Origin of the sequence: Pseudomonas donghuensis (assembly GCF_000259195.1) — a bacterium.
Classification (GTDB): domain Bacteria; phylum Pseudomonadota; class Gammaproteobacteria; order Pseudomonadales; family Pseudomonadaceae; genus Aquipseudomonas; species Aquipseudomonas donghuensis.
The window spans coordinates 260,189-268,430 of sequence record NZ_JH650760.1; the positions used below are offsets into that span (position 1 = coordinate 260,189).

Consider the following 8,242-nt stretch of genomic DNA (forward strand, 5'->3'; position numbering starts at 1 on the left):
CAGGGCCAGGGCGGCGCTCTCGGCCACGCCATAACAACCGCTGTGCTGGTAGGCCACGGCCGAGCGGTGGCTCAGGCGCTGTTCGAAGGCGGCCAGTTGCGCCGCGCTGAAAAACACCAGCGGCACGTCCAGGCGCCGGGCCAGTTCATGCAGGCCGGGTTCGTCGCGCTTGAGGTCAATGCTGGCCAGGCCCATGACCGCGCCGGGCGGCAGGTCATGGGCGAGCAGGGTACGCGTGAGCAGGGCGCTCAGGGCGTCGACCGGGCAGCCGCGACGGCAACCCAGGCCGAGGTACAGCTGCATCCTCAGGGCTGGCTCGAACGGCGATACAGCCAGGCGCTGATCAGGCCCAGGGCCAGCCAGAACGCGGCGTTGGTCAGCAGCGAGGCGACCTTGAACTCGGCTTCCAGGGCTTCTGGGGCGAGCATCTGGTGGACTTCGGGCTGTGGCGCGCCAAGCACATGCGGGACTACCAGCAACACTGCGCCGACTATCTTCAGCAGCCAGTTGTGGGCGAATACGATCAAGGCGAGACCGACGGCGGTGGCGGCGGCGGTGCCGACCCACCAGGCCTGGCGCTGGGCCAGATCGGCGGCAGCGGTGCCCGGCAGCTCCGGCGGCAGGCCCAGGGTCGGCGCCAGGCAGAACACGGCAAAGCCGCCCAGGCCCCACAGCGCGCCGCTGATTACGCTCTTCGGTGCCCGCAGGGTGTAGAGCGCGGCGAGGATCAGGGCGAAACCGACCGCCACCACCAGGTTGCCGCCGGTGGTCGACAGGACCCGCTGCCAGCCGTCTTCAGGCGACCAGGCTTCACTGTCGTGATGATGCTCGGCGGTGCCAGCGGCATGTTCATGGGGCGCCTCGACCGCAGGCGCGGCGCTTTCATAGGTTTCCGCCTGGAGAATCAGCGGCGCGACCCAGAAGCTTTGCAGCAGGGTCAGCAGCAGGGCGGCCAGCAGGCCGGTAAAGCCTGCGGTACTGGCAATACGCTTGATCATCGGGGCAGCACTCAATGGCAAGGGAAGGCGGCGCTGTGGCGGGTATCGTGGGCGGCGTTGTGCACTGCTTCGATGTGCGAGAAACCGGCGAAGTACACCAGGCACAGGCCCAGCAGCGAGGCACCGACGGCAACCAGCAGGCGCTGGCTGAGGCTTGAAGGGGTAACGGCTTCATTACTGACGGTACTGGTACGCATGGCGCTTTCCTCTTGGTGTTGTCGGCAACAGGCAAGCGCAGCAAACCCCTGCACGAGGTTCGCCCAGGGGTTGCAACAGCGCCCGCCCACCGCGGGTTTGTTCAGTCAAACGTTGGGCCGGTCTCCGGGCTGGTGAGGGTGGGCAGGTGGCCACACCACAGGCGTCACCTTCCCATGCCAAACAGCGGGCACAGTGGTTCTGACGCTTTTCTCACTTACCGTTGCGGGGGCAGCACCGGACTTGTCATGCGCCTCAATAAAGAAGCATATGACGCACCGGTTTCCCAGTTTCACCCTCAAGGGGCACCCAATCGAATGGCCTTAGCAAATCACGGGCGCGGGCAGGCGTCAATCGTGACAGCAGTTGACCGCTCACCGGGCACTGCGTAGCCTAGCCGCTTCGAGGTTCTTCGGCGCTGGCCGAAGCTAAGACGGGAACGCGGTTCAAGCCGCGGCTGCCCCCGCAACTGTAAGCATTGAAGCGTTCGACACAGCCACTGCAACCCTGCGGGAAGGCGTCGTTCGACTGGCCCGGGCGCCGGTGCAATGCAAGCCAGGAGACCTGCCTCGGACAGTTTCCGACATTCAACCGGGCGGGGTGATCCGGTGGCGAACAGGCCAGGTGCGTGACACCGTTGGCGCTCGTCCCGCATGCCCGCCATCCTGCCAAGGGCATCGACATGAAAACACTGGCCAAACTCCCCGTCACCATCGTTACCGGCTTCCTCGGCTCGGGCAAGACCACGCTGCTGCGGCATATGCTCGACAACGCCCAGGGGCGGCGTATCGCGGTGATCGTCAACGAGTTTGGCGAACTGGGCATCGACGGCGAAATCCTCAAGCAGTGCAGCATCGGCTGCACCGAAGAAGAAGCCAACGGCCGTGTCTATGAGCTGGCCAACGGCTGCCTGTGCTGCACCGTGCAGGAAGAATTCTTCCCGGTGATGCGCGAGCTGGTGGCCCGCCGTGGCGATCTGGACCATATCCTCATCGAAACCAGCGGCCTGGCCCTGCCCAAACCCTTGGTGCAAGCCTTCCAGTGGCCGGAGATTCGCAACGCCTGCACCGTCGACGCGGTGATCACCGTGGTCGACAGCCCGGCCGTCGCCGCTGGCACCTTTGCCGCCTACCCGGAGCAGGTCGATGCCCAGCGCAAGCTCGACCCCAACCTGGACCACGAATCGCCGTTGCATGAGCTGTTCGCCGACCAATTGGCCAGCGCCGACCTGGTGGTGCTGAACAAGGCCGACCTGATTGCCGCCGGTGACCTGGCCAAGGTGCGCGCCGAAGTCGAAGAAGAGCTGCCACCGGCAGTCAAGGTGATCGAAGCCAGCAGCGGCCGCCTGCCGCTGGAGGTGCTGCTGGGCCTGGGCGCCGAGTCCGAGGCGCACATCGATGGCCGCCGTACTCACCATGATTCGCACCACGATGGCGACGATCACGACGACCATGACCACGACGCCTTTGACTCGATCTCCATCGAGCTGCCGCAAGCCGACGAAAGCCTGCTGCTCGATGCCCTGACCCAGTTGGTGGTGCAGCATGGCATCCTGCGGGTCAAAGGTTTTGCGGCGATCCCGGGCAAGCCGATGCGCCTGCTGATCCAGGGCGTGGGGACCCGTTTCGACAGGCACTTCGACCGCGCCTGGCGCAGCGAAGAGCCACGCACCACACGCCTGGTGCTGATCGGCCAGGAACTGGATGCGGCACAACTGGAAGCGCGCCTGCGCGCCGCTCTGGGCGCTTGACCCATGCACCTGCTGCGGACCCAGCCCGGTGGCTTTGTACCGGACGACAGTATTGCCGACCTCGGCCAGACCCCGGCCGAGCTGGTAATCCTCTGCAGCGGTGACTCGCACCTGGCGCTGCTGGCCGAAACCGCCCAGCAGCTGCCCGAGGCGTTCCCCAGCCTGCGTCTGGCCAACCCGATGCAGGTCCAGAATCACGCCTCGGTCGACCTGTATGTCGACCAGGTGCTACGCCATGCCAAGGTCATCCTGGTGTCGCTGCACGGCGGCGTCGGTTACTGGCGCTATGGTGTCGAGCAACTGCTGGAACTGACCGCCCGTGGCGTGCAACTGATCCTGGTGCCGGGCGACGACCGGCCGGACCCGGAACTGACCCGCCTGAGCACGGTGCCGGCCGAGCAGGCCGAACGGCTCTGGCACTTTTTGCGCCAGGGCGGCAAGGCCAACGCCTTGAACCTGTTCAACTGCCTGGCCAGCCAGTACCTGCAGGGCGACTACCCCTGGAGCGAGCCGCAGCAGCTGCCGCGCACTGCGGTGTATCACCCGCGCAAGGCCGCTGCGGTGCTGGAGGACTGGTTCGACGAGTGGCAGGTCGAGCAGCCGGTGGTGCCGATCCTGTTCTACCGCTCGCACCTGCAGGCGGCCAACACTGCCTTTATCGATACCTTTTGCCAGCGCTTGCAACGGGCCGGCCTCAACCCCTTGCCGATTGCCGTGGCCAGCCTCAAGGAGGCAGGTTGCCTGCAACAGGTCGAGGATTGGCTGGACCAGGTTGACGCGGCGCTGATCATCAACACCACAGGCTTTGCCCAGTCCAGCCCCGAGCAGCCGCACCTGCGCCCGTTCCGCCGCGATATCCCGGTGTTGCAGGCGATCTGCGCCCAGGACAACGAGCCGGCCTGGCAGGCCAGCGAGCAAGGCCTGGGCGCCCGCGACCTGGCCATGCACATCGCCTTGCCGGAGCTGGACGGGCGCATCATCACCCGGCCGATCAGCTTCAAGGACCTGGCCTGGCGCAGTGAGCGCAGCCAGTGCGATGTGGTTTGCTACCGGGCCCAGCCCGAGCGCATGGACTTTGTCGCCGAGCTTGCGCGGCGTTGGTGCGACCTGGCACAGCTACCCAACGCGCAGAAACGCGTGGCGCTGATCCTCGCCAACTACCCGACCCGCGATGGCCGCATTGGCAACGGCGTGGGTCTCGACACCCCGGCCGCCGCGCTGAACATCCTGCGCGCCTTGCAGGCTCAGGGCTATCCCGTGGCACCCTTGCCCGACAGCGGCACGGCGCTGATCCAGGCCCTGCTCGGCGGCGTCAGCAACGACCTGGACAGCCTTGACCTGCGCCCGTGCATGCAGAGCATGGCCCTGGACGATTACCTGGCGGCTTTTGCCGCTTTGCCCGAGGCCAACCAGATGGCTGTGCGCGAGCGCTGGGGCGAGCCGAGCCAGGACCCGATGTTCCGCAGCGGGCGGATGATGATCGCCGGTCTGCGCTACGGCCTGACCTTCGTCGGCATCCAGCCGGCACGGGGTTACCAGTTGGACCAGAGCGCGGTCTACCACGACCCCGACCTGGTGCCGCCGCACGGCTACCTGGCGTTCTACTTCTGGCTGCGTCACGGCTTTGCCGCCGATGCGCTGATCCATGTCGGCAAGCACGGCAACCTGGAATGGCTGCCCGGCAAAGGCGTCGGCCTGTCCGACAGCTGCTGGCCGGACGCCTTGCTCGGGCCGCTGCCGAACATCTACCCGTTTATCGTCAATGATCCGGGCGAGGGTGCCCAGGCCAAGCGCCGCACCCAGGCGGTGATCATCGACCACCTGATGCCGCCGCTGACCCGCGCCGAAACCTACGGGCCATTGCGCAACCTGGAGCTGCTGGCCGACGAGTACTACGAGGCGCAACTGCTCGACCCGCGCCGGGCTCGGGAGTTGCAGCGCGATATCCTCGCGCTGGTACGCGACAACCATATCGACCGTGAACTGCAGATCGAAGGCGCGCTGGACGACGCGGCGGTGTGGCTGCCACGCCTGGACACCTACCTGTGCGACCTCAAGGAGTCGCAGATCCGCGATGGCCTGCATGTGTTCGGCGAGTCCCCGAGCGGACGCCTGCGCATCGACACCTTGCTGGCCCTGTTGCGGGTTGAGCGGGGCGATGGGCGCGGGGCCAACGGTAGCCTGTTGCGGGCCTTGGCCAGGGCGCTGAAGCTGGGCTTCGATCCGCTCGATTGCGACCTTGGCCAGCCCTGGCAGGGCCCGCGCCCGGCGCTGCTGGCCGACCTCGATGCGGCGTTGTGGCGTACCGCAGGCGATACCCGCGAGCGCCTGGAGCGGTATGCCAGCCAGCTGATCGAGCAGACCCTCGATGGCAGCGTGCAGCTTGCCGGCGGCCCCGAATGGGTGCAGGTGCAGGCCATTGTCGAGGCGCTGGAGCATCAGGTCGCACCGCAACTGGATGGCTGTGGCCCGGCAGAAATGCATGGCCTGCTCGCGGCCCTGGACGGGCGCTTCGTGCCCGCTGGCCCGAGTGGCGCACCGAGTCGCGGGCGCCTGGACGTGCTGCCGACCGGGCGCAACTTTTATACCGTCGATGTGCGCAACCTGCCGACCACCACCGCCTGGCGCATCGGCTTTGCCTCGGCCAACCTGATTCTCGAGCGTCACCTGCAGGACCATGGCGATCACCTGCGCCAGCTGGGCCTGTCAGTGTGGGGCACGGCGACCATGCGCACCGGCGGCGACGATATTGCCCAGGCCATGGCCCTGCTTGGCGTGCGGCCGGTATGGGCCAGCGGCAGCCAGCGCGTCGACGATTTCGAGATCCTGCCCTTGAGCCTGCTCGACCGCCCCCGGGTGGACGTCACCTTGCGGGTGTCGGGGTTCTTCCGCGATGCCTTCGGCAACCTGATCAAACTGTTCGATGCTGCTGTGCAGGCGGTGGCGGCGCTGGATGAGCCGGATGACCTCAACCCCCTGGCGGCCAAGGTGCGCAGCGAGCGCGCCGAGTTGCTGGCCCAGGGCCTGGACGCCGAACAGGCGGGCCGTCAGGCCGGCTGGCGGGTGTTCGGGGCCAAGCCGGGCGCCTATGGCGCGGGTGTGCAGAATGCCATCGACGGGCGCCTGTGGAACGAGCGCCAGGACCTGGCCGAGGTCTACCTCAATCACGGTGGCTATGCCTATGGTGCAGCCGATGACGGCACGCCGGCGCGCGCGCATTTTGCCCGGCGCCTGAGCCAGGTGCAGGCGGTGGTGCAGAACCAGGACAACCACGAGCACGACCTGCTCGACTCCAACGACTACTACCAGTTTCAGGGTGGCATGCTCGCCGCCGTGGAAAGCCTGAGCGGCAACAACGTTGCCAGCTACCACGGCGATCACAGCCAGCCCGACCGGCCACGCATCCGCACCCTCAAGGAAGAGCTCAACCGGGTGATCCGTGCCCGGGCGCTGAACCCCAAGTGGATCGACGGGGCCAAGCGCCACGGCTACAAAGGTGCCTTCGAGCTGGCCGCCACCGTCGATAACCTGTTCGCGTTCGATGCCACCACGCACCTGATCGACGACCACCATTACCAGTCGCTGGCCGACGCCTACGTGCTCGATGGGCCGACCCGCGATTTTATCCGTCAGCACAACCCCGAGGCGCTGCGCGACATCACCGAGCGCCTGCTCGAAGCCCAACAGCGCGGGCTCTGGCAGGAGCCCGGCGAGTACCGCGAAGCCCTGGAAGAACAGCTGCTGGACGGCGAAGAAGAGAATTGAGATGAGCGAACCTGCACACTTCCCCCTGGCCGCCGTGGTTGGCGCCGATCAGCTGAAGCTGGCGTTGTGCCTGACCGCCATCGACCCGAAGATCGGCGGCGTGCTGATCGAAGGGCCGCGCGGCATGGCCAAGAGCACCCTGGCCCGGGGCCTGGCCGATTTGCTCGGCGAGGGGCCGTTCGTGACCTTGCCCTTGGGCGCCAGTGAGGAGCGCCTGGTTGGCACACTTGACCTGGATGCGGCACTGGGCCAAGGCAAGGCGCAATTCTCCCCCGGTGTGCTGGCCAAGGCCGACGGCGGCGTGCTTTATGTGGATGAAGTCAATCTTCTGGCGGATCACCTGGTCGACCTGTTGCTGGACGTGGCTGCCAGTGGCACCAACCGGGTCGAGCGCGACGGTATTTCCCACCGCCACAGCGCCCGTTTCGTGCTGATAGGCACCATGAACCCGGAGGAGGGCGAGTTGCGCCCGCAACTGCTCGACCGCTTCGGCCTTAATGTCGTGCTCGAAGGCCAGCCGTTGCCCGAAGCCCGTGGCCAGATCATTCGCAGGCGCCTTGATTTCGACTGTGATCCCGAGGCGTTCTGTGCCCAGTGGGCGCCCGCTCAGGCGGCCCTGCGCGAGCGTTGTCACGGTGCTCGCGAACGTTTGACGCAGATTGCCCTGGATGACCAGGCCCTGGTGCAGATTACCGAGCGCTGCTTTGCCGCCGGCGTCGATGGCTTGCGCGCCGACCTGGTCTGGCTGCGGGCGGCCCGGGCCCACGCGGCGTGGCGTGGTGCGCTGGCGATCGAAGCCGAGGATATCGATGCCGTGGCCGAATTCGCCTTGCGCCATCGCCGCCGTGAAGCCCCCGCGCCACAACCGCAAGCGCCAGACAACGGTGCGGCGATGCTGCCATCGGCCGGCCAGCAAGGCCAGGGTCAATGGGGCGAACTGGCGCCACAAGCCACCCCGAGCGGCGCCCGGCGCGAGGTACCGAGCTGGGCAAAAAAGCCCTGAGCATCCGCCGGCACACCAGCGCGGATGCCAAACCCCGACCCGGAGCACTTGCCGCAGGCCCGCGTGGGCGTGGCAAGCAGGCGGCATCCGGCGCGGTGGCCTGGCCCGCGACCTTGCTCAAGGGCCGCCCGCGCACGCGCACCGACCTGTGCTGGCAACAGCGCGCGGCCAGCGCCCATGAGTTGTGGCTGGTGATTGTCGATGCTTCGGCGTCAACCCGCCGCCACCAGGCCCTGAGCCGGGCCAAGGGCATGCTTGGCGAGTTTTTTGATCAGGCCTACCGCCGTCGTGCGCGGCTGACCCTGCTCACCGCCAGCGGTAACGCGCCGCGTTGGCAACGCCACGGGCTGAAAGCATCGGCGAGCTTGCAGCCGTGGCTGGAGGCGTTGGGGGCGGGCGGCGGTACGCCATTGCTGGCGGCACTGGAGCAGGCACGGGACTGGCTGCAGGCGCGTCAGCGACGCTATCCGGCAGAACTTCAGCGATGCCTGATTGTGACCGATGGCCGGCTCAAGGCTTGGCAGGGGCTGC

At 67.2% G+C, this 8,242-nt stretch carries 7 protein-coding genes and 2 riboswitches; of the genes, 4 read left to right on the plus strand and 3 right to left on the minus strand.

The features are described 5' to 3' along the window. The 3 genes from UW3_RS26715 to UW3_RS0109005 form a co-directional block, all read right to left on the minus strand. The coding region (locus UW3_RS26715; RefSeq protein WP_010222029.1) for a cobalamin biosynthesis protein at positions 1-303 on the minus strand (303 nt) is incomplete at its 3' end. 2 nt (positions 304-305) lie between these two features. After that, a complete protein-coding gene (locus UW3_RS0109000; protein ID WP_010222030.1) occupies positions 306-998 on the minus strand; it encodes a CbtA family protein in 693 nt (230 codons plus the stop codon). 11 nt (positions 999-1,009) lie between these two features. Next, positions 1,010-1,195 (minus strand): CbtB domain-containing protein, encoded by a 186-nt coding sequence (locus UW3_RS0109005; RefSeq protein WP_010222032.1) that lies wholly within the window; start codon positions 1,193-1,195, stop codon positions 1,010-1,012. A 98-nt stretch (positions 1,196-1,293) separates the two neighbouring features. Further along, a riboswitch (cobalamin riboswitch) is annotated at positions 1,294-1,522 on the minus strand. Between the two features lie 59 nt (positions 1,523-1,581). After that, a riboswitch (cobalamin riboswitch) is annotated at positions 1,582-1,779 on the plus strand. 96 nt (positions 1,780-1,875) lie between these two features. On the opposite strand from UW3_RS0109005, the gene cobW reads away from it, so the two are divergent. The 4 genes from cobW to UW3_RS29390 form a co-directional block, all read left to right on the plus strand. Next, positions 1,876-2,943 (plus strand): cobalamin biosynthesis protein CobW, encoded by a 1,068-nt coding sequence (gene cobW, locus UW3_RS0109010; protein WP_010222033.1) that lies wholly within the window; start codon positions 1,876-1,878, stop codon positions 2,941-2,943. A gap of 3 nt (positions 2,944-2,946) precedes the next feature. After that, a complete protein-coding gene (gene cobN / locus UW3_RS0109015) occupies positions 2,947-6,708 on the plus strand; it encodes a cobaltochelatase subunit CobN (RefSeq protein ID WP_010222034.1) in 3,762 nt (1,253 codons plus the stop codon). A gap of 1 nt (position 6,709) precedes the next feature. Then, positions 6,710-7,711: a magnesium chelatase ATPase subunit I gene (locus UW3_RS0109020; protein ID WP_010222035.1), complete on the plus strand. Its 1,002-nt coding sequence runs from the start codon at positions 6,710-6,712 to the stop codon at positions 7,709-7,711. Between the two features lie 95 nt (positions 7,712-7,806). Next, on the plus strand, positions 7,807-8,242 hold a 436-nt coding region (locus UW3_RS29390), incomplete at its 3' end, for a vWA domain-containing protein (protein WP_010222036.1).